This window comes from Piscinibacter sp., assembly GCF_047600445.1.
Lineage (GTDB): Bacteria > Pseudomonadota > Gammaproteobacteria > Burkholderiales > Burkholderiaceae_C > Piscinibacter.
In genome coordinates this window covers 767,111-789,140 of record NZ_JASGKT010000001.1, presented here as the reverse complement: position 1 = coordinate 789,140, position 22,030 = coordinate 767,111, and the positions used below count along the sequence as shown (strand labels likewise).

Annotated in this window: 22 protein-coding genes; 11 read left to right on the top strand and 11 right to left on the bottom strand. The window is 72.2% G+C overall.

The window, feature by feature from the left end; translation table 11 throughout:
* Positions 1-5 precede the first annotated feature (5 nt).
* From QM792_RS03680 to QM792_RS03635, 10 genes are all read right to left on the bottom strand, one after another.
* Positions 6-464: a MarR family winged helix-turn-helix transcriptional regulator gene (locus tag QM792_RS03680; RefSeq protein ID WP_415147831.1), complete on the bottom strand. Its 459-nt coding sequence runs from the start codon at positions 462-464 to the stop codon at positions 6-8.
* A complete protein-coding gene (locus QM792_RS03675) occupies positions 461-2,212 on the bottom strand; it encodes an acyl-CoA dehydrogenase family protein (protein ID WP_415147830.1) in 1,752 nt (583 codons plus the stop codon). Before QM792_RS03675 ends, QM792_RS03680 begins: the two co-directional genes overlap by 4 nt.
* A 12-nt stretch (positions 2,213-2,224) precedes the next feature.
* Entirely contained in the window at positions 2,225-2,965 is a 741-nt protein-coding gene (locus QM792_RS03670) for an ABC transporter ATP-binding protein (RefSeq protein WP_415147829.1), read from the bottom strand.
* 80 nt (positions 2,966-3,045) lie between these two features.
* Positions 3,046-4,809 carry an ABC transporter permease subunit gene (locus tag QM792_RS03665; RefSeq protein ID WP_415147828.1) on the bottom strand — a complete coding sequence of 588 codons (1,764 nt, stop codon included), beginning with the start codon at positions 4,807-4,809 and terminating at the stop codon, positions 3,046-3,048.
* Positions 4,810-4,811: 2 nt separating this feature from the next.
* Positions 4,812-5,852 (bottom strand): branched-chain amino acid ABC transporter permease, encoded by a 1,041-nt coding sequence (locus QM792_RS03660; protein WP_415147827.1) that lies wholly within the window; start codon positions 5,850-5,852, stop codon positions 4,812-4,814.
* A gap of 94 nt (positions 5,853-5,946) precedes the next feature.
* Positions 5,947-7,080: an ABC transporter substrate-binding protein gene (locus QM792_RS03655; protein WP_415147826.1), complete on the bottom strand. Its 1,134-nt coding sequence runs from the start codon at positions 7,078-7,080 to the stop codon at positions 5,947-5,949.
* Between the two features lie 32 nt (positions 7,081-7,112).
* Entirely contained in the window at positions 7,113-7,532 is a 420-nt protein-coding gene (locus QM792_RS03650) for an acyl-CoA thioesterase (RefSeq protein WP_415147825.1), read from the bottom strand.
* A 13-nt stretch (positions 7,533-7,545) separates the two neighbouring features.
* Positions 7,546-8,310: an SDR family NAD(P)-dependent oxidoreductase gene (locus tag QM792_RS03645; protein ID WP_415147824.1), complete on the bottom strand. Its 765-nt coding sequence runs from the start codon at positions 8,308-8,310 to the stop codon at positions 7,546-7,548.
* 25 nt (positions 8,311-8,335) lie between these two features.
* The gene (locus QM792_RS03640; protein ID WP_415147823.1) at positions 8,336-10,186 is read right to left on the bottom strand and encodes a feruloyl-CoA synthase; all 1,851 of its coding nucleotides are present in this window, start codon (positions 10,184-10,186) and stop codon (positions 8,336-8,338) included.
* Positions 10,183-10,992 (bottom strand): crotonase/enoyl-CoA hydratase family protein, encoded by an 810-nt coding sequence (locus tag QM792_RS03635; protein ID WP_415147822.1) that lies wholly within the window; start codon positions 10,990-10,992, stop codon positions 10,183-10,185. Before QM792_RS03635 ends, QM792_RS03640 begins: the two co-directional genes overlap by 4 nt.
* A gap of 137 nt (positions 10,993-11,129) precedes the next feature.
* Here QM792_RS03635 and QM792_RS03630 point away from each other — a divergent pair, with 137 nt between their 5' ends.
* A complete protein-coding gene (locus tag QM792_RS03630; protein ID WP_415147821.1) occupies positions 11,130-11,999 on the top strand; it encodes an amidohydrolase family protein in 870 nt (289 codons plus the stop codon).
* Between the two features lie 95 nt (positions 12,000-12,094).
* Positions 12,095-12,916: a universal stress protein gene (locus QM792_RS03625; protein WP_415147820.1), complete on the top strand. Its 822-nt coding sequence runs from the start codon at positions 12,095-12,097 to the stop codon at positions 12,914-12,916.
* Between the two features lie 91 nt (positions 12,917-13,007).
* Here QM792_RS03625 and QM792_RS03620 read toward each other — a convergent pair whose 3' ends face one another.
* On the bottom strand, positions 13,008-13,439 hold the full coding sequence (locus QM792_RS03620; RefSeq protein WP_415147819.1) for a universal stress protein: 432 nt from the start codon (positions 13,437-13,439) through the stop codon (positions 13,008-13,010).
* Positions 13,440-13,534: 95 nt separating this feature from the next.
* Between QM792_RS03620 and QM792_RS03615 the strand changes: the two genes are divergently transcribed.
* The 9 genes from QM792_RS03615 to QM792_RS03575 all read left to right on the top strand — a co-directional run bounded on the left by QM792_RS03615 (position 13,535) and on the right by QM792_RS03575 (position 21,959).
* Positions 13,535-14,407 carry a branched-chain amino acid ABC transporter permease gene (locus tag QM792_RS03615; RefSeq protein ID WP_415147818.1) on the top strand — a complete coding sequence of 291 codons (873 nt, stop codon included), beginning with the start codon at positions 13,535-13,537 and terminating at the stop codon, positions 14,405-14,407.
* A gap of 1 nt (position 14,408) precedes the next feature.
* Complete coding sequence (locus QM792_RS03610; protein ID WP_415147817.1) at positions 14,409-15,374, top strand: branched-chain amino acid ABC transporter permease; 966 nt, start codon at positions 14,409-14,411, stop codon at positions 15,372-15,374.
* On the top strand, positions 15,367-16,137 hold the full coding sequence (locus QM792_RS03605; protein WP_415147816.1) for an ABC transporter ATP-binding protein: 771 nt from the start codon (positions 15,367-15,369) through the stop codon (positions 16,135-16,137). The genes QM792_RS03610 and QM792_RS03605 overlap by 8 nt, the downstream gene beginning before the upstream one ends.
* Positions 16,138-16,139: 2 nt before the next feature.
* Positions 16,140-16,841, top strand: a complete 702-nt coding sequence (locus QM792_RS03600; protein ID WP_415147815.1) for an ABC transporter ATP-binding protein — start codon at positions 16,140-16,142, stop codon at positions 16,839-16,841.
* A 31-nt stretch (positions 16,842-16,872) separates the two neighbouring features.
* Complete coding sequence (locus QM792_RS03595; protein WP_415147814.1) at positions 16,873-17,175, top strand: antibiotic biosynthesis monooxygenase family protein; 303 nt, start codon at positions 16,873-16,875, stop codon at positions 17,173-17,175.
* A gap of 102 nt (positions 17,176-17,277) precedes the next feature.
* Positions 17,278-17,805 (top strand): GNAT family N-acetyltransferase, encoded by a 528-nt coding sequence (locus tag QM792_RS03590; protein ID WP_415147813.1) that lies wholly within the window; start codon positions 17,278-17,280, stop codon positions 17,803-17,805.
* Positions 17,802-18,650 carry a patatin-like phospholipase family protein gene (locus QM792_RS03585; RefSeq protein WP_415147812.1) on the top strand — a complete coding sequence of 283 codons (849 nt, stop codon included), beginning with the start codon at positions 17,802-17,804 and terminating at the stop codon, positions 18,648-18,650. Before QM792_RS03590 ends, QM792_RS03585 begins: the two co-directional genes overlap by 4 nt.
* A gap of 103 nt (positions 18,651-18,753) precedes the next feature.
* Positions 18,754-19,290, top strand: a complete 537-nt coding sequence (locus QM792_RS03580; protein ID WP_415147811.1) for an ECF-type sigma factor — start codon at positions 18,754-18,756, stop codon at positions 19,288-19,290.
* Positions 19,287-21,959, top strand: a complete 2,673-nt coding sequence (locus QM792_RS03575) for a protein kinase domain-containing protein (protein ID WP_415147810.1) — start codon at positions 19,287-19,289, stop codon at positions 21,957-21,959. The genes QM792_RS03580 and QM792_RS03575 overlap by 4 nt, the downstream gene beginning before the upstream one ends.
* The last annotated feature ends 71 nt before the right edge of the window (positions 21,960-22,030 follow it).

Sequence of the window (22,030 nt, the reverse complement as noted above, 5' to 3'; positions counted from 1 at the left end):
AGGGCTCAGCCCGAACGGGGTCTGCCCGCGCGCAACCCGACCTTGCCGAGCAGCTCGATCAGCAGCGCGCGCTCGGCCGGCGAGAGCACGGCCAGCGTCTTCTCCTCCATCGTCGCGGCGATCTTCTGCGCGCGCGCGGCCAGCGCGCTGCCGGCCGGCGTCAGGTGGATGATCATCGCGCGGCGGTCCTGCGTGCTGCGCACGCGCTCGACCCAGCCGCGCTCGACCAGGCGGTCCAGCGTGATCGCCATGTTGGGCGCCGAGATGTCGAGCGCCTCGCCGAGCTGCTTCTGGTTGACCTCGGGGTTGCTGGCCACCAGCACCAGCAGCGAGTAGTCCAGCACCTTCAGGCCGAGCGGCCCCAGCGCGCGCTCGAAATCCCGGCGCAGCACGATGGCGGCGCGGCTGGCGACGTAGCCGACCAGGTTGGTCAGCTTCGAATGGTCGAGCCCGGGCGCGCTCATGCCAGCGACAGCAGCGCCACCTGCGCAAACGGCCGCCAGCCGGCGCGCGCCTGCGCGAGCGCGTGCTCGAACTCCGGCGCGAGGTGGGCGAAGCAGTGCGCCGCGCTCTCGCGCTTGGCGGCGTGGAAGGCGTCGCCGGCGTGCTCGGGCCGCGCCGAGACGGCGTCGGCGCGCGCCCAGGCCTGCGCCACCAGCGCCAGCGCGGTGGCGCGCAGCAGGTCGTCGGCGACGCGGTAGGGCAGCTCGGCGTCCTCGCGCGAGGCGGCCACCACGTCGGCCGCCAGCGCGCCCAGGCGGCGCAGTTGCGCCGCCGCCGCCGCGCCGTGCGCGCCGCCGGCCGGCAGCGCGGCGGCCAGCGCCTCCAGCCAGGCCGCGAACCTCCGGCCGCCGTCGGCCACCAGCTTGCGCAGCACCAGGTCGATCGCCTGGATCTGGTTGCTGCCCTCGTAGATCATCGCGATGCGCGCGTCGCGCACGCACTGCTCGACGCCCCAGTCGTGCACGTAGCCGTGGCCGCCGAACACCTGCAGGGCGTCGCTGGCGAGCGCGAAGCCGTTGTCGGTGAGGAAGGCCTTGAGCACCGGCGTCAGCAGCGCCGCCTGCTCCTGCGCGCGCTCGCGCTCGGCGGCGTCGGCGGCGTGCGCGGCCAGGTCGATCAGGTGCGCGGCCTCGTAGGCGACCAGCCGCGCGCCCTCCACCAGCACGCGCTGGCGCAGCAGCGTGCGGCGCATCGCGGGGTGCAGCACGATCGGGTCGGCGCTGCCCTTGGCATCGCCGCGCACCGGCGCGCGCGATTGCAGCCGTTCGTGCGCATACACCACCGCGTTGCGGTGCGCGTTCTGCGCGTGCGCCAGGCCTTGCAGCGCCACGTGCAGCCGCGCCGCGTTCATCATCGCGAACATCGCCTGCAGGCCGCGGTGTGCCTCGCCGACCAGCCAGCCGGTGGCGCCGTCGAAATTCATCACGCAGGTGGCGCTGCCCTTGATGCCCATCTTCTTCTCGATGCCGTCGCAGCGCAGCGCGTTGCGCGCGCCGTCGGGCAGGAACTTGGGCGCGAGGAACAGCGACAGGCCCCGGGTGCCGGCGGGCGCGTCGGGCAGCCGCGCGAGCACGAGGTGCACGATGTTGTCCGTCAGGTCGTGTTCGCCGCCGGAGATGAAGATCTTGGTGCCCTTCAGGTGGTACGAGCCGTCGGCCGCGGGCATCGCGCGCGTGGCCAGCAGCCCGAGGTCGGAGCCGGCCTGCGCCTCGGTCAGGCACATGGTCGAGAGCCATTCGCCGCTGACCACCTTGCCGAGATAGCGCTGCTTCAGCTCATCCGAGGCATGCAGGTGCAGGCATTCGTAGGCACCGTGCAGCAGCCCCGGGTACATGGTCCAGGCGTGGTTGGCCGCGGCGAGCATCTCGTAGAGCGCGGCGTTGAGCACCTGCGGCAGCCCCTGCCCGCCGACGGCCGGATCGCAGGCCAGCGCCGGCCAGCCGGCTTCGACGAAGGCGCGGTAGGCCTGCTTGAAACCACGCGGCGTGCGCACCTCGCCATCGGCGAAGCTGCAGCCTTCCAGATCGCCCGGCGCGTTGGTCGGCGCCAGCACCTCGGTGGCGAAGCGTGCGGCCTCGTCCAGCACCCGGCGCGCGGTGGGCGCGTCCAGTTCGGCGAAGGCGGGCAGCGCCGCCCACTGCGCCGGCAGGCCCAGCACGTCCTCGATCACATAGCGCATGTCGCGCAGCGGCGCGTCGTAGTGCCACATCGCGGCGGCGGCTCAGGCGGAGGTCTTCTGGCGCGCGGCACCGAGGTAGGTGTCGATCACGCGCGAGTCGCGGGCCAGCGCCTCGGCCGGGCCCTCGAGCGCGATCTCGCCCATCTCCAGCACGTAGCCGTGGTCGGCCACCTCCAGCGCGGCGCGCGCGTTCTGCTCGACCAGCAGGATGGTCACGCCGGTGGCGCGCAGCTTCTCGATGGTGCGGAAGATCTCCTTGACCACCAGCGGCGCGAGGCCGAGGCTGGGCTCGTCGAGCATCAGCAGCTCGGGCCGGCTCATCAGCGCGCGGCCGACCGCGAGCATCTGGCGCTCGCCGCCCGACAGCGTGCCGGCGAGCTGCGCGCGGCGCTCCTTCAGGCGCGGGAACAGCGTGTAGACCTGCTCCAGCATCTGCGCCGCGCCCTTGTTGCCGAGCAGCACCTGCCGGTAGCCGCCGAGCAGCAGGTTGTCTTCCACCGGCATGGTGCCGAACAGCGCGCGCGTCTCAGGCACCAGCGCGATGCCCTGCATCACGCGCTCTTCCAGCGCCTTGGTGCCGATCGGCTGGCCGCGGTAGGCGATGCCGCCGCGCGAGGGCAGCACGCCCATCAGCGCGTTGAGCAGCGTCGACTTGCCGGCGCCGTTCGGGCCGATCACGGTGACCACGCTGCCCTTCCTGGCTTGCAGGTTCAGCCCGTGCAGCACCTCGGCGCGGCCGTAGCCGGCGTGCAGGTCTTTCACATCGAGGATCAGTTCGCTCATGGCGCCTCCCGCCGGGCCGTCCCAAGGCAGGCGAGCGCCCCCTCGGGGGGCCGCGAACGAAGTGAGCTTGGGGGTTTCATTCAATGCTCCGTGCCGAGGTAGGCCGCGCGCACCGCGGGGCTCGCCTGCACCTCCTCCGGCGTGCCCTCGATCAGCTTGGTGCCGAACTCCATCACCACCACGCGGTCGACCAGGCCCATCACGAGGTCCATGTCGTGCTCGACCAGCAGGATCGCCATGCCCTCGTCGCGCAACTGGCGCAGCACGGCGGCCAGCGCCTGCTTCTCCTTCAGGCGCAGGCCGGCGGCGGGTTCGTCGAGCAGCAGCAGCATCGGGTCGGCGCACAGCGCGCGCGCGATCTCCATCAGCCGCTGCGGGCCCAGCGCCAGGTTGCCGGCCAGCTCGTGCATGCGCTCGCCCATGCCGATGCGCTCGAGCTGCTTCTGCGCCTCGCGCAGCAGGCGCTTCTCCTCGCCGCGGTCCAGGCGCAGCACGGCCGCGGCCACGCCGGCCTTGCCGCGCAGGTGCGCGCCGAGCGCGACGTTCTCCAGCACCGTCATGGTCGGGATCATCTTGACGTGCTGGAAGGTGCGCGCCACGCCGCGCGCGGCGATCTCGCGCGAGGGCAGGCTCTGCACCGGCTGGCCGCGCAGCAGCACCTTGCCGCGCGTGGCCGGCAGCACGCCGGTGACGAGGTTGAAGGTGGTCGACTTGCCGGCGCCGTTCGGCCCGATCAGGCCGAGGATCTGGCCGGCACGCACCTGGAAGCTCACGTCGTTGACGGCCACCAGCCCGCCGAACTCCTTGCGCGCGTCCTGCACGTCCAGCACCACCTCGCCGCGCGGCGGCTGCTCGCGCTGCGGCAGCGGCTCGGCGTCGCCCCAGTCGACCGCGCGCTGCGGCTTCGGGAAGCGCGCCTCGACGAAGGCCCAGATGCCGTCGCGCGCGTACTGCAGCACCAGGATCAGCAGGATGCCGAACACGATGACTTCGTAGTTGCCGCTGGTGCCGAACAGGCGCGGCAGCCAGTCCTGCAACTGCTCCTCCATCACCTTGACGACGGTGGAGCCGACGATCGCGCCCCACACGTGGCCGACGCCGCCGATCACCGCCATGAACAGGTACTCGATGCCCTTGTTCAGCCCGAACGGCGACGGATTGACCGTGCGCTGGAAGTGCGCGAACAGCCAGCCCGACACGCTGGCCAGCAGCGCGGCGAGCACGAAGGCGGTGACCTTCAGGCCGAAGGTGTTGACGCCCATCGCCTCGGCCATCGTCGTGCCGCCCTTGACGGCGCGCAGCGCGCGGCCGGTGCGCGAGTCGAGCAGCCGGATCGCGCCGAACGCCGCCAGCAGCACCAGCAGCCAGAGCAGGAAGTAGAAGCTGCGGCCGGTGTTCAGCGTCAGGCCGAAGAGCTCCAGCGCCGGAATGCCGAGCAGGCCGTCGTACTTGCCCAGCGCGTCGATGTTGCCGAGCAGGTAGTACAGGCTCAGGCCCCAGGCGATGGTGGCCAGCGGCAGGAAGTGGCCCGACATGCGCAGCGTGATCCAGCCCAGCAGCAGCGCGGCGACGTAGGTGAAGGCCAGGCCGATCCACACCGTGATCCACGGCGAGACGCCGTGGGTCAGCGTCAGGTAGGCGGCCGTGTAGGCGCCCATGCCGACGAAGGCCGCCTGGCCGAAGCTGGTCAGGCCGGCCACGCCGGTCAGCAGCACCAGGCCGATGGCCACCAGCGAATACAGGCCGATGTAGTTGGCCTGGGTGATCCAGAACTCGGGCACCGGCAGCAGCGGCAGGGCCGCCACCAGCACCACGAAGGCGATGAGCAGATTGCGGCGCAGCATCGTCATTCCTCTTCGTCGTGGTGGCCGTGCTGGAAGCTGCGCCACAGCAGCACGGGGATGATCAGCGTGAAGACGATGACCTCCTTGAAGGCGCTGGCCCAGAACGAGCCGAAGCTCTCGATCAGCCCGACGAAGATCGCCCCCAGCGCGGCGGCCGGGTAGCTCGACAGCGCGCCGAAGATCGCCGCGACGAAGCCCTTCAGGCCGATCAGGAAGCCGGAGTCGTAGAACATCGTCGTCGTCGGCCCGATCAGCAGGCCCGACAGCGCGCCGACGAAGGCCGCCAGCCCGAAGCTCAAGCGCCCGGCGCCGGAGGTGGAGATGCCCATCAGCCGCGCGCCGAGCCGGTTGACGGCGGTCGCGCGCAGCGCCTTGCCGCGCAGCGTGCGCTCGAAGAACAGGTACAGCGCGATGATCAGCGCGATCGAGACCATGAAGATGATCAGCGTCTGGCCCGACAGCGTCACCGGCCCGGCGCTGAAGCGCGCGTCCCAGAAGCTCGGGTTGCGGAAGCCCTCGGCGCCGAAGAACACCAGGCCCAGGCCGGTGAGCGCGAAGTGCGCGCCGACCGAGACGATCAGCAGCACCAGCACGGTCGCGTCGGCCAGCTTCTCGTAGGCCAGCCGGTACACCAGCGGGCCCAGCGGCGTGACGATCGCCAGCGTCAGCAGGCTTTGCAGCAGCAGCGGCAGGTTGCGCGGCGCGGCCCACCAGGCGAAGGCCGTCACCGCCACCGGGAAGGCGAGCGACTTGAGCGCCCCCAGCGCCACCGCGCCCGCCGGCAGCCCGCGCCGCAGCGCGGCCACGGCGTCGAGCGCGGTCGCGACCAGCGCCATCACCAGCAACAGCCACACCGTGCCGGGCACCTGCCCGAGCTGCAGCAGCGCGAGCGTCAGCGCGCCGTAGGCGGCGAACTCGCCCTGCGGAATGAAGATCACCCGCGTGACGGCGAACACCAGCACCAGGGCCAGCGCCAGCAGCGCGTACACCGCGCCGCTGGTGACACCGTCCAGCGTCAGGATGCTGGCAATGGAGAAGTCCATAAGCTACTCGAAGCTGGGTTGTCCGGCGCCGGGCCGCCCCAAGCCGGACGGCGCCCCTTGGGGGCAGGAGCGAAGCGACCGGGGGGCCGTCATCTCATTCCACCTTCCAGTCGCCGTTGACCACCTTCAGGACCACGCCGGTCTCGGTCGTGAAGCCCCAGTGGTTGTCCTTGGTGTAGTTCAGCACGCCGTGCGAGACGACGGTGCGGCCCATGTTCTCGACCGCGTCGCGCAGCGCGACGCGGAACTCCCGGGTGCCGGGCTTGCCCTTCTTCAGCGCCACCGGCACGACCTTCTCGAGCACGACGATGGTGTCGTAGGCGTGGCCGCCGAACTGGTTGCGGCTGTTCGGGCCGTAGGCCTTCTCGTACTTGGCGACGAAGTCGGCCGCCAGCGCCCGCGACGGATGCGAGGCCGGCAGTTGCTCGGGAATCACCGCCGGGCCCGACACCACGTAGGCGCCCTCCACGTCCTTGCCGCCGACGCGCACGAGGTCGCGCGAGGCCGCGGCGTGGGTCTGGTAGATCTTGCCCTTGTAGCCGCGCTCGACGATGGCCTTGTGCGGCATCGCCGCGCCCGAGCCGGAGGCGACGACCAGCATCGCGTCGGGGTTGGCGCTGACGAGCTTGAGCGCCTGCGCGGTGACGCTGGTGTCGGCGCGCGCGAAGCGCTCGACCGCCACCACCTGCGGCCCGCCCAGCAATTGCGACTGCGCCTTGAAGTCGTTCAGCCAGCTCTCGCCGTAGGCGTCGGTGTAGCCGAGGAAGCCGACGGTCTTGACGCCGAGCTTCTTCATGTGCTCGATCATCGCGTAGGCCATCACCGCGTTGCCCTGCGGCAGGCGGAACGACCAGGTGTCCTTGCCGGCCGGCAGCACCGCCGGCGAGTACATGAACTGCACCGTCTCCGCCTCGGCGGCCGGGCCGGCCATCGCGATGGCCACCGGCGTGGCGGCCGAGCCCATGATGATGTCGGCCTTGTCCTCGGTGATGAACTTCTTCGCGTTGGTCACGCCCTTGGTCGGGTCGGTGGCGTCGTCGAGCACGATCACGTTGAGCTTCTCGCCGGCGATGCTCTGCGGCCACAGCTTGATGTAGTTGGCCATCGGGATGCCCAGGCCCGAGGCCGGGCCGGTCAGCGGCAGGCTGATGCCGATGGTGATGTCGGCCTGCGCGGCGCCGGCCAGCAGCATCGCCGCCGCGGCGGCCAGGATCTTCAGCGTTTTCATGCTCTTGTCTCCGGTGTGGGTGTGGGGGTCGCTCAGGCGCACAAGGCCCTGATGTCGTCGGGAACGGGGATCGCGCGCAGGCGATCGGGGTCGTCGGCGTCGCGCCGGACGAAGGCGCGCACCTCGCGGCCCTCGCAGATCAGCTCGTCGCCGCGCGTCACGCGGTGCATCTGCACGAACACCTTGTCGCGCCACTCCTCGACCCAGGTGGCGATACGGATCGTCTCGCCGTAGGTCGCGGCCTTGACGAAGCGGGTGTTGATCTCCAGCAGCGGCGTGCCGACGATGCCGCGCGTCTTGACCAGCTCGCGCCACGGCGGCACGCCGCAGTCCATGAAGAACTTCAGCGAGGCGGCGTCCATCCAGCGCGAGAAATTCGGGAAGAACACGATGCCCGCGGGATCGCAGTCTCCGAAGTGAACCTCGACGGTGTGGTGGGTGGTCTTGGGCATGGCCTGGAAATCCTCAGCGCGGCGCCATGCGCAGGGCGCCGTCGAGCCGGATCACTTCGCCGTTCAGCGAGCGGTTGCGGATGATGCCCGCGGCAAGCTCGGCGAACTCTTCGGGTTTGCCCAGCCGCTTGGGGAAGGGGATGCTCGCCGCCAGGGAATCCTGCACCGTCTGCGGCAGCTCGGCCATGAGCGGCGTCAGGAACAGCCCCGGCGCGATGGTGCACACGCGCACGCCGAACTGCGCCAGGTCGCGCGCCAGCGGCAGCGTCATGCCGACCACGCCGCCCTTGCTGGCGGCGTAGGCCTCCTGGCCGACCTGGCCGTCGAAGGCGGCCACCGAGGCGGTGTTGACGATCACGCCGCGCTCGCCATCTTCCAGCGCGTCGAGCCCGACCATCTCGGCCACCGCCAGGCGCGTGATGTTGTAGGTGCCCACCAGGTTGACGCGCACCACGCGCTCGAAGTCCTCCAGCGGCGCGGGCGAGCCGTCCTTGCCGACGATGCGGCGGGCGGTGCCGATGCCGGCGACGTTCATCAGCAGCCGCGCCGGGCCGTGCGCGGCGCGCGCCGCCTCGAGCGCGGCGGCGACGCTGGCGCTGTCGGTGATGTCGCACTCGAGTCCGATGCCGCCGATCGCGGCGGCGACGGCCCGCGCGCCCTCGGCGTTGCGGTCCAGCACCGCGACCCTGGCGCCGAGCCGCGCCAGCTCGCGCGCGGTGGCCGCGCCCAGGCCCGAGGCCCCTCCGGTGACGAGTGCGGCGTGTCCGGCGATGTCCATGGATGCTCCTTCGGCGGTGCGTCGTTCAGCGTTGCGGGAGGTAGACGCCGTCGCCGGCGGCGTACAGGTGCTCGACCAGCGCCTCGCGCCGCGTCAGCACCGCGCGCTGGTTGATCGAACCCTTGTCGGTGACCTCGCCGTGGTCGATGCTCGGCGGGTCGACCAGCACCAGCGCGCGCGCCACGCGCGTGGCGCTGCCGGTGCCGGCCGCCCACTGGCCGTCGACGAGGCGCTGGAAGAAGCCGCGCACCCGCGGCGCGGCCAGCACCTCGGCGGGCGGCGCGTCGGGCGGCAGGCCGGCGAAGGCGCGGCAGGCGTCCAGGCGCGGGAAGATCAGCAGGCCCAGCTCGTCGCGGTTCATGCCGGCCACCACCACGTCCTGCACGCAGGGGTCGCCGGCGCCGATCACGCGCGCCCGCAGCGGGCCCACCGAGACGAAGGTGCCGGTGGAGAGCTTGAAGTCCTCGGCGGTGCGGCCGTCGAAGGCGAAGCCGCGGCCGGGGTTCGCGGGATCGATGAGCCGCACGGCGTCGCCGCTGCAGTAGAAGCCCTCGTCGTCGAAGGACTCCTGCGTCTGCTCCGGCGCGCGCCAGAAGCCCGGCGTGACGTTGGGGCCGCGGTAGCGCACCTCGGTCTTGTCGCCGCTGGGCACCAGCTTCAGCTCCATGCCCGGCGCCGGCAGGCCGATATGGCCCGACTTCACCTCGCCGGCGTTGGCGCACATCGCGAACGGCGCGGTCTCGGTCATGCCCAGGCCGGTGAGCATGCGGATGCGCTCGCCGCAGGCGGCCTCGGCGAGGCGGTCGAGCTTGTCCCACACCGGCTGCGAGAGCCCGGCGCCGGCGAAGAAGAACATGTTGACGCGCGCGAACAGGCTGTCGCGCAGCTTCGCGTCGTCTTCCATCGCGTTGGCGATCTCCTCGAAGCCCTTGGGCACGTTGAAGTACACCGTGGGCGAGATCTCGCGCAGGTTGCGCAGCGTCTCGTGGATCGCCGCCGGCGTCGGCTTGCCCTCGTCGATGTAGAGCGTGCCGCCGTTGTAGAGGGTCAGCCCGACGTTGTGGTTGCCGCCGAAGGTGTGGTTCCACGGCAGCCAGTCCACCAGCACCGGCCGCACCTGGCCGAGCCCGGGGAAGCACTGCAGGATCTGCTGCTGGTTGGCGCACAGCATGCGCTGCGTGTTGATCACGCCCTTGGGCAGCTTGGTCGAGCCCGAGGTGAAGAGGAACTTGGCGATGGTGTCGGGGCCGACGCGGTCATGGGCCGCATCCACCGCCGCGCCCGCCGGCGCGGCCAGCAGGTCATCGAAGGGGATCGTCGCGCGGCCTTCGATCTCGCCGTGCGCCAGCACCACCGGCGTGGCGGCCGGCACCACGGCGCTGATCGCGCGGCCGTAGCCGCTGGCCGACGACGCGAACACCAGCCCCGGCGTCAGCACGCCGAGGATGTGACGCAGCTTGCCGTAGTCCTGCGAGACGGTGGAGTAGGCCGGCGAGATCGGCGCGAACGGCACGCCGGCGAACATCGCGCCCAGGCCGAGCAGCAGGTGCTCGATGTCGTTGTCCGACAGGATCGCCACCGGCTGCTGGGCCGACAGGCCGCGGTCGAGCAGCGCCTGCGCGATGCGCCGGGCGCTGGCCACCGCCTCGGCGTAGCTGACGCGGCGCCAGTCGCCGCCGTGCACACGCTTGGCCACCAGCGTGTGCTCGGGCGACACGGCGGCCCAGTGCAGCAGCCGGTCGGTCAGGCGCGCGGGGTGGTCGGCCAGCGGCTCGGCGGAGGTGACCCGCGTCGTGCCGTCGGCGCGCCGCTCGAAGTGCGCGGCCAGCGAGCCGCCCAGCGGCAGCGCGCGGTAGCGAGGCGCGGCGGGCGTCACGACTTCTCCACCTTGCCGGCGCGCTTCTCGAGGAAGGCGCGCACGCGCTCCTTGGCCGCCTCGTCGCCCTGCGCGATCGCGGCCATCAGCGACTCGACGAACAGCCCGTCGGGCTGCGACAGGTCGGCGATGCGCGGCAGCGCCTGCATCACCGCGAAGTTCGACAACGGCGCATTGCCCGCGATCCTCGCGGCCAGCTCGCAGCCCTTGGCGAAGCCGCTGCCGTTGGGCACCACGTACTGCGACAGCCCGCGCCGCTCGCCCTCGCCGGCGTCGAGCACGCGCCCGGTCAGCATCATGTCGCTCATGGTCGCCACGCCGGCCAGGCGCGGCACGCGCGCCGAGCCGCCGCCGCCGACGAAGATGCCGCGCTGGCCTTCGGGCAGGCCGTAGTAGGCGCTTTCCTCGGCGACGCGGATGTGGCAACTGCTGGCGAGCTCCAGCCCGCCGCCGACCACCGCGCCGTGCAGCACCGCCACCACCGGCACGCGCCCGAACTGGATGGCGTCCATCGCGGCATGCCAGGTGCGCGAGTGGAGAACCCCTTCGGCCACGCTGCGCTCGCTCAGCTCCGACAGGTCGAGCCCGGCGCAGAAATGCTCGCCGGCGCCGGTCAGCACCACCGCCTTGACGGCCTCGGGCAGCGAGACGAAGGCGCTGTGCAGTTGCGCGATCAGCGTGTCGTTGATGGCGTTGCGCTTGGCCGGCCGGTTCAGCCGGATGTGCGCCACGGCGCCGGCCGTCTGGACGTGCAGCAGGTCCAGCGCGGCCAGCGCGCCGGTGGCGGGAAGGAAGTTCAGGCTCATGGGGTGCGTCTCGCGTATTTAGTTCTTAGTTTTAACTAAGTGAAGCAGAGAGCACATAGTAGAAACCCTGGAATCATCTTGTGCGAGCCGGCACTTTTAGTTATCTTGAGAAATCAATTGAGTCGCCTGGAGGCACCATGAACACCGCCGAGCTGATCGCCATCGACGTGCACACGCATGCCGAGGTGTCGTGCTGGAACCCCTTCGACAACTACGGCGAGGAGTACGACCGCGCGGCCGACAAGTACTTCGGCAGCAACCGCCGGCCGACCATCGACGAGACGGTCGCCTACTACCGCGAGAAGAAGATCGGCCTGGTGATGTTCACCGTCGACAGCGAGGCGCAGCTCGGCCGGCGCCGCATCCCGAACGAGGAGATCTGCGAGGCGGCGCAGAAGAACGCCGACATGATGATCGCCTTCGCGTCCATCGACCCGCACAAGGGGAGGATGGGCGCGCGCGAGGCGCGCCGGCTCGTCGAGGAGCACGGCGTCAAGGGCTTCAAGTTCCACCCCACCGTGCAGGGCTTCCTGCCCCACGACAAGATGGCCTGGCCGATCTACGAGGTGATCGCCGAGCACAAGCTGCCGGCGATCTTCCACAGCGGCCACTCGGGCATCGGCAGCGGCATGCGCTGCGGCGGCGGACTGCGGCTGCAGAACAGCAACCCGATGCTGCTGGAAGACGTGGCGATCGACTTCCCCGACATCCAGATCGTCGTCGCGCACCCGAGCTGGCCGTGGCAGGACGAGGCGCTGTCGCTGGCGCTGCACAAGCCGAACGTGTGGATCGACCTGTCGGGCTGGAGCCCGAAGTACTTTCCGCCCCAGCTCGTGCAGTACGCCAACACCTTGTTGCGCGACCGCATGCTGTTCGGCAGCGACTACCCGCTGATCACGCCCGAGCGCTGGATGAAGGACTTCGGCGAGGCGGGGTTCAAGCCGGCGGTGCACGAGCTGATCCTGAAGAAGAACGCGATGCGGCTGCTCGGGCTCGGCCCACAGTGAGCCGCAGTGAGCCGGATTGACAGCGCTCAACGGCGCGCCACGCGCCGCGCCGTAGCGTGGCAGCATCTCCATCTTCGCCTCGCCGGAGCCGGCCCATGAGCACGCTGAAATCCATCCTCGTCCACGTCGACGCCTCGCCGCAGGCGGCGGCGCGCCTGAAACTCGCCGAGCAGCTCGCGCTGGCACACGGCGCGCAGGCCACCGCGGTCTACGCGGTGGTCTCGGCGCTGCTGCGCTACCCGATGGCGATGGCCGCGGGCGCCGACATGGCGCCGATGCTCGCCGAGGTCGACCAGCAGCGGCTGGAAGCGGCGCGCAAGCGCTACGCCGCGACGGTCGACGCGGCGCACGTCGGCTGGCAGGAGTGCAGCGGCCAGCCGGTCGCCGAGCTGACGCAGCGCGCGCTGTGCGCCGACCTGCTGCTGCTCGGCCAGCGCGGCGCGGACGCCGGCCGCGACGCCGACCTGCCCGCCGACTTCGTCTCGTCGGTGCTGATCGCCAGCGGCCGCCCGGCCATCGTGCTGCCGCACGTCGCGGCGGCGCCGGCCAAGCTCGAGCGCGTGCTGGTCGCCTGGAAGCCCACGCGCGAGGCGGCGCGCGCGGTGACGGCCGCGCTGCCCATCCTGCAGCGGGCGCAGCGCGTGACGGTGGCCGCCTTCGACGAGCGCGGCGAAGCCGGCGCCGAGGCCGGCATCGTCGGCTACCTGCGCCAGCACGGCGTGCAGGCGGCGTTCAAGCGCGAGGTGGCGGCCGGCAGCGGCGTGGGCGACCAGTTGCTCTCGCTGGCGGCCGACGAGCAGAGCGAGCTGCTGGTGATGGGCTGCTACGGCCACGGACGCGCGCGCGAGTGGGTGCTCGGCGGCGCGTCGCGCACCGTGATCGAGTCGATGACGATCCCGGTGCTGATGTCACACTGACGAACCGTGTCCCGTTCGGGCTGAGCCTGTCGAAGCCCGTCGTGCTCCGCGAGCGCCCTTCGACGGGCTCGGGGCGAACGGAGATCCGCGGTCACGCCCCCGAGCGCACCAGCGTGACCGGCAGCCGCGCGTCGTGCACCAGCGTGTGCGCGACCGAGCCGAGCCGGCGCCCTTCGCTCTCGCCCTTGCCGTGCGCGCCGGCGACGATCAGCGCGCAGCCCTCGTCGTCGGCGATGTCGAGCAGCGCATGCGCCGGCTCGCCGCGCGCGACCTCGATCTCGTGGTCGACGCCCGCCGCCTTGCACAGCGCCGCGCCCTCGGCCAGCAGGTGCTCGCCGGCCTCGCGCGCGATGGTCTCGATCGCCTCGGCGTCGTGCACGCGCAGCAGTTCGTACAGGCCGGCGGGCTCCTGCACGTTGACCAGCAGCAGGCTGGCGCGCAGGCCTTCGCGCACCAGCGCGAGCGCGTGGCGCACCGCGGCGAGCGATTCGGCCGAGCCGTCGACGGGGACGAGGATCTTCATGGGCTTTTTTCTCCAACGCAACGGCGCCCAGTATCTCGCAGCCCCCGCGCGGGGGCTGTAAGCTCGGGGTTCCCTCCGCCACGGCCGCCCCGGCAATGGACCTCGCCACCTTCCTCGTCCAGTGCCTGAACGCCGTGCAGTACGGGCTGCTGCTGTTCCTCGTGGCCAGCGGGCTGACGCTGATCTTCGGGATCATGGGCGTGATCAACCTCGCCCACGGCAGCTTCTACATGATCGGCGCCTACCTGGCCTTCGTGCTGGCGCCGTGGTTCGGCGACTGGTACCTGACCAAGCTCGCCGCCGGCGTGGTCCTCGCGGCGCTGTTCGGCTACGTGCTGGAGTGGGCCTTCTTCAGCTTCCTCTACCAGCGCGACCACCTGCAGCAGGTGCTGATGACCTACGCGCTGATCCTCGTCTTCGAGGAGCTGCGCTCGCTGACGGTGGGCAACGACGTGCACGGCGTGCAGGCACCCGCGTGGCTGGCCGGCGGCTTCCAGCTCGGCGAGCTGATGAGCTACCCGTGGTATCGCGTGTTCGCGTCGGCGGCGTGCGTCGTGCTGGCCGTGGCGCTGTACTGGGTGGTCAACCGCACCCGGCTGGGCATGATGATCCGCGCCGGCGCCAGCAACCGCGACATGGTGCGCGGCCTGGGCATCGACATCCAGCGCCTGTACCGCATCGTCTTCGCCGGCGGCGTGGCGCTGGCCGCGCTGGCCGGCATGATCGCCGCGCCGCTGTCGTCGGTGTACCCGAACATGGGCGCCAGCGTGCTGATCATCTGCTTCGTGGTGGTGGTGATCGGCGGCATCGGCTCGATCACCGGCGCGCTGATCGCCTCGCTGCTGGTCGGCTTCGTCGACACCTTCGGCAAGGTGTTCTTCGCCGAGTTCAGCGGCATCGGCGTGTACCTGCTGATGGCGGTGATCCTGGTGTGGCGGCCCGAAGGGCTGATGAAGCGGGGCCACTGAGATGCGCCCGTGGCTGGTTCCCGTCGCCGCGCTGCTCGCGCTCGCCGCGCTGCCCCTGGTGCTGACGCCCTACACGCAGGACCTGGTGCTGAAGATCGCGGTGCTGGCGATCTTCGCGCTCAGCCTCGAACTGCTGGTGGGCAGCGCCGGCTTGGTGAGCCTGGGGCACGCGGCCTTCTTCGGCATCGGCGCCTACGTGGCGGTGCTGGGCAGCGGCGACGCCGGCGCGGCCTCGCTGTGGTGGCTGCTGCCGGCATCCGTCGGCGCGGCGGCGCTGTACGCGCTGTTCGTCGGCGCGCTCAGCCTGCGCACGCAGGGCGTCTACTTCATCATGGTGACGCTGGCCTTCGCGCAGATGGCCTACTTCGTGTTCCACGACACCCAGGTCGGCGGCGGCAGCGACGGCATCTTCCTCTACGGCAAGCCGGTGCTCGCGATCGGCGGCGCCGCGCTGCTCGACCTCGACGACAAGCGGCACCTGTACTACTTCGTGCTGGGCGCCCTCGCCTTCACCTACGCGCTGCTGGCGCTGATCGGCCGCTCGCGCCTCGGCCACGCGCTGGCCGGCATACGCGTCAACGAGCAGCGCATGCGCGCCGCGGGCTTCCGCAGCTACGGCTACAAGCTCGCGGCCTTCGTGATCGGCGGCGCGCTCGCCGGGCTGGCCGGCTTCCTGACGGCGGTGAAGGACGGCGCGGTGAACCCCGAGCTGCTGTCGTGGCACGAATCGGGCGCGGTGCTGCTGATGATCATCCTCGGCGGCATCGGCAGCCTGCGCGGCGCGGTGCTCGGCGCCGTCGCCTTCACGCTGCTGAAGGAGCTGTTCCAGAGCGAGGCGCTGCTCGGGCCGCTGGCGGCGCACTGGCAGCTCACGCTGGGCCTGACCATCATCGCCTTCGTCGCGCTGCTGCCCAAGGGCCTGATCGGCTTGAAGCAGCGCTTGCAGTCGGGAGCATCGCGTGGCTGAGCCGCAGGCGAACGTCGATCAGCCGCTGCTGCGCTCCAACCTGCTGACGCGCCGCTTCGGCGGCCTCACCGCGGTGAGCCGCGTCTCGCTCGACCTGCACGCCGGCGAGGTGCATGCGGTGATCGGCACCAACGGCGCGGGCAAGTCGACGCTGATCAACATGCTCTCGGGCGAGATCGCGCCCTCGGGCGGCAGCATCCACTTCGATGGCCACGACGTCACCGACTGGTCGCAGCCGAAACGCGCGCGCGCCGGCATCGGCCGCAGCTACCAGCGCACGACGATCTTCCCCGAGTTCACGGTGCTGGAGAACTGCCGCCTGTGCGCGCAGGCCGCGCGGCCGCGCCCCTGGGCGCTGTGGGAAGCGGCGCAGCGCTGCGACACCAGCCTGGCGGCGGCGCACGAGGCGTTGGCCGCGGCCGGCCTGGCCGACGCCGCGCAGCGCGGCGCCGGCACGCTCAGCCACGGCGGCAAGCGCCAGCTCGAGATCGCGATGTGCCTGGCGACGCGGCCGCGCGTGCTGCTGCTCGACGAGCCGCTGGCCGGCATGGGCGCCGAGGAGACCGAACGCATGCTCGCGCTGCTGGCCGCGCTGAAGGCCACGCACGCGGTGCTGCTGGTGGAGCACGACATGGACGCGGTGTTCCGCATCGCCGAGCGCATCACGGTGATGGTCAACGGCGAGGTGATCGCCAGCGACGCGCCGGCGGCGATCCGCACCAACCGCGAGGTGCAGACGGCCTATCTCGGCGAGGGCCATTGAGCATGCTGAGCATTGCCGACCTCCACACCTACTACGGCGAAGCGCACATCCTGCACGGCGCCGCGCTCGAGCTGCCGGCCGGCAGCGCGCTGGGCCTGCTGGGCCGTAACGGCATGGGCAAGACCACGCTGATCCGCACGCTGATGGGCTACGTGCGCCCGGCCTCGGGCCGCATCGCGTGGGAGGGGCGCGAGGTGACCGGCTGGCCGCCCGAGCGCATGGCGCGTCTCGGCATCGGCTACGTGCCAGAGGGACGGGGCATCTTCCCCAACCTCTCGGTGCGCGAGAACCTGCTGATGAGCGCGCGCGCCGGCGCCGACGGCCGGCGCGACTGGACCGAGGAGCGCGTGCTCGCCACCTTTCCGCGCCTGGCCGAGCGGCTGGCGCACGGCGGCGGCCAGCTCTCGGGCGGCGAACAGCAGATGCTGTCCATCGGCCGCGCGCTGATGACCAACCCGAAGCTGATGATCCTCGACGAAGCCACCGAGGGCCTGGCGCCGCTGATCGTCGCCGAGATCTGGCGCGTGATCGTCGCGATCCGCGAGACCGGCATCAGCACCCTGATCGTCGACCGCGACTACCGCCGCGTGCTCGCCCACACCGACCGCGCCGCGGTGATGGAAAAAGGCCGCATCGTGGCTGCCGGCGCGAGCGACACGCTGGCCGCCGACCCCGCCGCGCTGGCGCGCTACCTCGGCGTCTGACGACCCACCACCCCTGCCTCAAGGAAGAGCCATGATCCTCGAACTCGCCGACATCCGCATCCAGCCCGGCCAGCAGGCCGCCTTCGAAGAAGCCATCGTGCGCGGCGTGACCACCGTGATCGCCCAGGCGCAGGGCTTTCGCGGCTGGAAGGTCGACAAGGGCATCGAATCGCCCGAGCGCTACCTGCTGCAGATCTTCTGGAACACGCTGGAAGACCACACCGTGCACTTCCGCGGCGGCCCGCTGTTCCCGCAGTGGCGCGCGATCGTCGGGCCGTTCTTCGCGCAGCCGCCGGTGGTGGAGCATTTCACGTTGCTGGCGAAGTCGGACTGAGCCTCGCCCCACGCGACCGCGCTTCCACCCCAAAGGGGGGTGAGGCGAGGGCGCTGTCCGGATCGCAGCGCGCCGCGCGTGGTACGGGGTCAGGAGGTCACCATGACGACTGCACCCTTGACGATCCACCGCTTCGCGACGCGCACGGGGCGGCGCGTCACCCTGCGCACGGCCTGCCCGGGCGATGCCGCGGCGCTCGGCCGCATGATCGAGAGCCTGTCGCCGCTGGCGCGGCGGCGGCGCTTCCACTGCACGCTCAACGGCCTGCCGCCGAAGCAGTTGCACGAGATGACCAGCGTCGACGGCCATCGCCGCATCGCGCTGCTGGCCACCGTCGAGCACGACGGCGGCGAACTGCTGGTGGCCGACGCACGCTGCGTCACCGACGCCAGCGACAGCGCCGCCGAGTTCGCGCTGGTGGTCGCCGAAGGCTGGCGCGGCCTGGGGCTCGGGCGCCGCTGCCTCGCGGCGCTGCGCAGGGCCGCCGCCGACGAGGGCCTGCGCTGGCTGTACGGCCACGTGCTGGTCGACAACCTGCCGATGCTCACCTTGCTGCGCCGGGCCGGCTTCACGCTCAGTGCGCACCGCGGCGACGCCCGGCTGGTGGTTGCCGAAGCGAGGACGCGATGAGCCGCCATCGTCTTGCCCTGGTGCTCGGCAGCGGCGGCGTGCGCAGCGTGGCGGCGCTGGGCATCGTCGACGCGCTGGCGCGCCACGGCATCCGGCCCGACCTCGTGGTCGGCTGCAGCTCGGGCGCGCTGTTCGGCGCGGTGATCGCCTCGGGCATGGCGCCGGCCGAGGGCCTCGCGCTGTCGCGCAAGCTGTGGTCGCAGGAACTGACCGAGCGGCACAACCGGCGCGCCTGGCTGCAGTTGCTGATGCCGCGCCTGGCGCGCTTCAACGCCGACTTCGCGCTGCGTGACAGCTCGCTGATCGGGCAGCGCATCGAGTCCGTGTTCGGCACGCGCCGCATCGAGGCGCTGCCGCTCGCGCTGCGCATCGCCACCACCGATGCGTCCAGCGGCGAGCCCGTGCTGCTGTCGCGCGGCGCGCTCGCGCCGGCGCTGCGCGCCAGCATGGCGGTTCCGCTGGTCTTCCCGCCGGTACACATCGACGGCCAGCGGCTGATCGACGGCGTCGCCTCCGACCCGCTGCCAGTGGCCGCCGCGCTCGATGCGAGCGTGGTGCTGACGCTCGGCTTCGCGGGCCGGCCGCCGCGCCGCATCGACCGGCCTTCGCGCCTGGTCGCGCACGTCAGCACCATGACGCTCAACAACCTGATGCGCGCGCGCCTGGACGCGGCCGCCGCGCGCGGTCAGCGCATCGTGCCCTTCGAGCTGGCGCTGGACCGGCACGTCGGCCTGTGGCAGACCGACGCGCTGCCGGAGCTGTTCGAGGCCGGCCAGCGCGCCGCGCGGGCGCGGCTGTGCGAGGTCGAGACGCTGCTCAGGCACGACCCGCGGGCGGCGACGTGACGCCCGAGCCCTCGCTCCACGGAGGGATTGCGATCCGCCCGGCGGGCGCGCACCATTGGCGCCCGCCTGTCGCCGACGGGCACCGCGCCGCGAGCCCTTCCCCATGGTCACCCTCGAATCCGGCGAGCCGGCCGCGTCCGCCGACGTGCTGTTCGCCCAGCTCTACCACGAGCTGCGGCGCCTGGCGCGCTCTCGCCTGGCCGGCGGCGGCCGCCACACGCTGCTCGACACCTCGGCGCTGGTGCACGAGGCCTTCATGCGCATGCAGCGCGAGGGGCTGGTGGCGCTGGCCGACCGCGAGCACTTCCTCGCTTATGCCGCCAAGACGATGCGCTCCGTGGTGATCGACTTCGTGCGCCGCCGCCGCGCCTTGCGGCGCGGCGGCGACGTCGAGCACATCACCCTCGACACGCGCGCCGGCGAGATGCTGGGCACGCGCGACGACGAGATCCTCGAGGTGCACGAGGCGCTGCAGACGCTGGCGCAGGTCGACGCGCGGCTGGTGAGCGTGGTCGAGATGCGCTACTTCGCCGGCCTCACCGACCTCGAAATCGCCGCGGCGCTGGGCGTCACCGACCGCACCGTGCGGCGCGACTGGGAACGCGCGCGACTGCTGCTGGCGCAACTGCTGGGGCGATGAACGCCGACGAGCTGCGCCGCGTCAATGCGCTGCTCGAAGCCGCGCTGGCGCTGCCGGCGCCCGAACGCGCCGCATGGATGCACGCACTGCCGGCGCCCGAGCGCGAGCTGCTGCCGCTGCTGCGCGACCTGCTGGCGCGCGCCGACACCGATTCGGGTGACGCGTTCCTGCGCGCGCCGCTCGACGTGGACGGGCTGAACGAGGCCGGCTTCGAGCCGGACCGCGCCGGCGACGTCGTCGGCCCGTACCGGCTGTTGCGCGAGATCGGCCGCGGCGGCATGGCCACGGTGTGGCTGGCCGAACGCATCGACGGCAGCCTGGCCCGCCTGGAGGCGCTCAAGCTGCCGCACGCCGGCTGGGCCTCCAGCCTGGCGCAGCGCATGACACGCGAGCGCGACATCCTCGCCGTGCTCGAACATCCGCGCATCGCGCGGCTGTACGACGCCGGCGTCACGCCCGCCGGCCGGCCGTGGCTGGCGATGGAGTACGTCGATGGCGTGACGATCGACCGCCACTGCGTCGAACACGCGCTCGACATCGCCGCGCGGCTGCGCCTGTTCCTGCAGGTGGCCGAGGCCGTCTCGCACGCGCACGGCCGGCTGATCGTGCACCGCGACCTGAAGCCGAGCAACATCCTGGTGACGCCGTCGGGCGAGGTGCGCCTGCTCGATTTCGGCGTCGCCAAGCTGCTGCACGACGACGATCCGGCGCGCGCGCAGCTCACGCGCCTGATGGGCCGCGCGGTGACACCCGACTACGCCTCGCCCGAGCAGGTGGGCGGCCGGCCGGTGGGCGTGGCCACCGATGTCTACTCGCTCGGCGTGGTGCTCTACGAGCTGCTCGCCGGCGCGCGGCCGTACCGCCTGCCGCGCGACACGCCGGCCGCGCTCGAAGAGGCGGTGCTGGCCGCCGACGTGCCGCCGGCCAGCACGCGCGCGCCCGACCGGCGCACGGCGCGCGCGCTGCGCGGCGACCTCGACACCCTGCTGGCCAAGGCGATGCGCAAGGATCCGGCGCAACGCTACCGCAGCGTCGAGGCCTTCGCCGCCGACATCGAGCGCCACCTCGCCGGCGCGCCGCTGCTGGCGCGGCCCTACGGCGTCGGCGAGCGGCTCGCCAAGGCCGCCGCGCGGCACCGGCTCGCGCTGGCAGCCGGCGGCGCGGTGGCGGCGGCGCTGATCGCCGGCACCGCGCTGGCCACCTGGCAGGCACGCGAGGCCGAACGAGAGCGCGACCAGGCACGCGCGCTGCTGGCGCGCAACGACGCCATCAACGAGTTCTTCGGCGCGCTGTTCACCGAGGCGGTAGAGCCGGCGCAGGCCGAGGCGGTGCGGCAGATGCTCGAGCGCGGCCGGCAGATGGTGGCGCCGGCCTTCGGCGCGGTGCCCGAGCACGAGGCGGCCATCCTGCGCATCCTTGCCGAATACCAGAGCGATCCGCAGCGCAGCGATGCGCTGCTGGAACGCGCCGGCAGCATCCTGCGCGAATCGGACGACCGCACGCTGCGCGCACAGATCGACTGCGATCGCGGCCAGCTGCTCGAATCGCTGGGCCGCAGCGACGAGGCCGTGCGCCTGCTGCAGCGCTGGATCGCCGACCGCGCCACGCCCGACCTCGCCGCGGCGCACTGCCTGCAGATGCGCGGCGCGATCGCCGCCAACCGCAGCGAGCCGCGGCTCGCGCTGCAATCGGCGCAGGCCGCGCTGGCGCGGCTGCAAGACGCCGGCCGCGGTGGCGGCGCGCTGGAGGCCGAACTGCTCGGCGACATCGCCTTCGCGCTGCACGCCGACGGCCGCAGCGGCGAGGCCGAGCAGTGGTTCGAGCGCTCGCAGGCGCGCTATCGCGCGCTGCACCGGCTCGACAGCCTGCATGCGCGCGTGATGCTCAGCAACTGGGGCGTGGCCGAACTCGCCAGCGGCGACGTGCAGCGTGCGTTGGCGCGCTACGACGAGCTGCTGGCCGGCCACCGCCGGCGCATGGCCTGGCGCGACCCGCCGAGCTGGCTGCTGGGCAACCGCGCGATGGCGCTCGAACGCATCGGCCGCTGGAACGACGCGCTGGCCGCCTACCGCGAGACGCTCGCCGCGAGCGAGCGCGCCGGCCACGCGCCGGGCAGCCGTTACGGCCTGGCCGGCATGGCCGGCGTACTGCTCGCGCTCGGCCGGCCCGACGAAGCCGAGCAGGCCCTGCAGCGCGCCGCCGGGCTGCCCGGCGCCGACGACGCCGGCCACCCGGCCAGCATCCGCGCCGAGTGGATGCAGGCGCGCCTGCTGCTGCGCCGCGGCGATGCGGCGCAGGCGCAGGCGCTGCTGTCGCGCCAGCTCGCGCGCTTGCGCAGCATCGGCGCCAATCCCTCGCACCTCGGCCTGGCGTTGCGCGGCCGCGCCGAGGCGTCGCTCGCGCTCGGCCGCGCGGCCGACGCCGCCGTCGATGCCCGCGAGGCGCTCGCCATCGGCCAGCGCCTGCAAGGCGGCAAGCCGCATTCCGACCACACCGGCCAGGCCTGGCTGCTGTTGGCACGGGCCGGGCGTGCCGGCGGCAACGACGCCGAGGCGGCGGCGGCTTTCGATCGGGCCGTCGAGCACCTCGCGGCCAGCACCGGTGCCGACAGCCCCGAAAGCGTGCGTGCGCGCGCCTTGCGCGACGCCGTGACGCACAAGGTGAACTAGGGGGAACCTGAACCTCCAAGCAGGGGATGCGGCGCGCCGCCCGCGCGCCCATACTGGCCTCGACATTCAAG